Below are 2,336 nucleotides of genomic sequence, written 5' to 3' on the forward strand. Positions count from 1 at the left end.
CCCCGGCGTTGCGGGCGCCGTCGATGGAGACGGTGGCCACCGGCACACCGGCGGGCATCTGGACGATCGAGAGCAGGGAGTCCATCCCGTCCAGGCTCTTGAGCTTCACGGGCACACCGATCACGGGCAGGGGGGTGACGGCGGCGAGCATCCCGGGCAGGTGGGCCGCGCCGCCCGCGCCGGCCACGATCACGCGGATGCCGCGCTCGTGCGCGCGGGCGCCGAACTCCACCATCTCGTGGGGCATGCGGTGCGCGGAGACCACGCCGACCTCGACGGGCACGTCGAGCTCGCGCAGGGCCTCGGCGGCCGCGCTCATCACGGGCCAGTCGGAGTCGGAGCCCATCACGACGGAGACGACCGGGGCGTCGTCCTGCAGGGGCTGGGCGGGGGACTGGGGCGTGGCGGTCATGGGCGGGCCTCCGTCTCGGTGCCGGTGGTGGGGGCGTCGTCGCGCAGCAGTGCGGCGGCGGACTCGGCGGTCCGCACGGCCTCCTCGAGGCTGAGGCCGTGGTCCGCGACGACGTTGACGTGACCGACCTTGCGGCCCGGGCGCACGTCCTTGCCGTAGAGGTGGACCTTGGCCTGCGGGTGGGCGGCGAGGGCCGCGACGCTGCCGGCGTGCAGGTCCTCGCGGGCGCCGCCGAGGACGTTCTTCATCACGACGCCGGCCCCGCGGGGGGCCGTCTCGCCCAGCGGCAGGTCGAGCACGGCGCGGACGTGCTGCTCGAACTGGCCGGTGACGGCGCCGTCCATGGACCAGTGGCCGGAGTTGTGGGGGCGCATGGCCAGCTCGTTCACCTGGAAGCCCGGGCCGACCCCCGGCGTCTCGAACAGCTCGACCGCGAGCATGCCGGTGACGTCCAGCTCCTCGGCGAGGCGGACGGCCGCGGCGGTCGCGGCCGCGGCGACGGCCGGGTCGAGGTCCTGGGCCGGGGCGACCACGAGGTCGCACACGCCGGCCACCTGGACCGAGTCGACGACGGGGTAGACGGCCACCTCACCGGAGGGGGTGCGCGCCACCTGCGCGGAGAGCTCACGGGAGAAGGGGACGAGGGCCTCGGCCAGCAGCGGGGCGATGCCGGCGCCGAGCCACGCGGCCAGGGTGCCGTCCGCGGCGGAGGTGCGGGCGTCGTCGGCGTCGTCGAGCTTGAGCACGCCCTTGCCGTCGTAGCCGCCGCGGGCGGTCTTGAGGATCATGGGCCAGCCGTGCTCGTCGCCGAAGGCGAGGACGGCCTCGAGGTCGTCGACCGGCGCCCACGCCGGGTTCGGCAGGCCCAGCCGCTCGACGGCGGCGCGCATGACCAGCTTGTCCTGGGCGTGCTGCAGCGCCTCGGGGCCGGGGCGCACGGCGACGCCGGCCTCCTGCAGGGCCCGCAGGTGCTCGGTGGGCACGTGCTCGTGGTCGAAGGTGACCACGTCCACCGTGGCCGCGAACGCGCGCAGGTCCGCCAGGTCCGCGTGGTCGCCGACCACGTGGGGGGCGACCTGGGCCGCTGACGCGTCCGGGGCCTCCGCGAGCACGCGGAAGGGCACGCCGAGCTCCGCGGCCGCGCCCGCCATCATGCGGGCCAGCTGCCCGCCACCGATCACACCGAGTCGAGGGGAAGTCACCCGCACAGGGTAGTCGGACCGGCTGAGAACTCCGTCACGGAGGGGCGGCCGACGCCGGATCCGAGGAGGTCGCGCGCCGGGGGCGCGGCTACAGTGTTCCCCAGCCCTGCGCGGGTCCGGCCCGCGTGCACACCCCCGTCCCGAACCGAGGAGTCCACGCCCATGCTGTCCGATCTCTGGGGCCGCCTGACCGGGATGGCCTCCCTGCTGTGGCGGGAGGTGGCCAAGTTCGGCACCGTCGGTGCGGCCGCGTTCGTGGTGGACTCGCTCGTCTTCTGGTGGATGATGACCGGCCCGCTCGAGGGGTCCAACGTCAAGGCCAAGATCGTGGGCGGCGTCGTCGCCACCCTGTTCAGCTGGGTCGCCAACCGCTACTGGACGTTCCGGGACAAGCGCTCCTCGAACAAGACGCGCGAGCTCGTGATGTTCCTGATCATGAACGCGATCGGGCTGGGGATCCAGGCCGGCTGCGTGGCGATCGCGCAGTACCTGCTGGGCGTGACCGACCCGACCGGCCTGTTCATCGCCGGCAACGTGATCGGCCTGTTCTTCGGCACCGTGTTCCGCTACTTCGCCTACCGGTTCTGGGTGTTCAAGGAGAAGCTGGACGTGGAGCCCGGCTTCGCCAACGACCTCGCGATCATCACCGGTCAGATGCCCGTGCTGCGCGACGAGCAGCTGCACCCGCACGGCCGGCACCGCGCCCCCGACGCCGGGGTCTG

3 protein-coding genes are annotated in these 2,336 nt (G+C 73.9%); 1 reads left to right on the forward strand and 2 read right to left on the reverse strand.

Annotated features, from left to right (window positions below; genetic code table 11):
- Both purE and D8M29_RS10970 read right to left on the reverse strand, forming a co-directional pair.
- Window positions 1-412, reverse strand: a 412-nt coding sequence (gene purE, locus D8M29_RS10965) for a 5-(carboxyamino)imidazole ribonucleotide mutase (protein WP_127445974.1), incomplete at its 3' end; no start/stop codon positions are given.
- Entirely contained in the window at window positions 409-1,614 is a 1,206-nt protein-coding gene (locus D8M29_RS10970; protein ID WP_144820049.1) for a 5-(carboxyamino)imidazole ribonucleotide synthase, read from the reverse strand. The genes purE and D8M29_RS10970, both read right to left, overlap by 4 nt.
- 162 nt (window positions 1,615-1,776) lie before the next feature.
- Here D8M29_RS10970 and D8M29_RS10975 point away from each other — a divergent pair.
- Window positions 1,777-2,336: GtrA family protein (locus D8M29_RS10975; RefSeq protein WP_127435676.1), on the forward strand; the 560-nt coding region annotated here is incomplete at its 3' end.

The organism is Micrococcus sp. HSID17227, from assembly GCF_003989405.1.
GTDB lineage: Bacteria > Actinomycetota > Actinomycetes > Actinomycetales > Micrococcaceae > Micrococcus > Micrococcus luteus.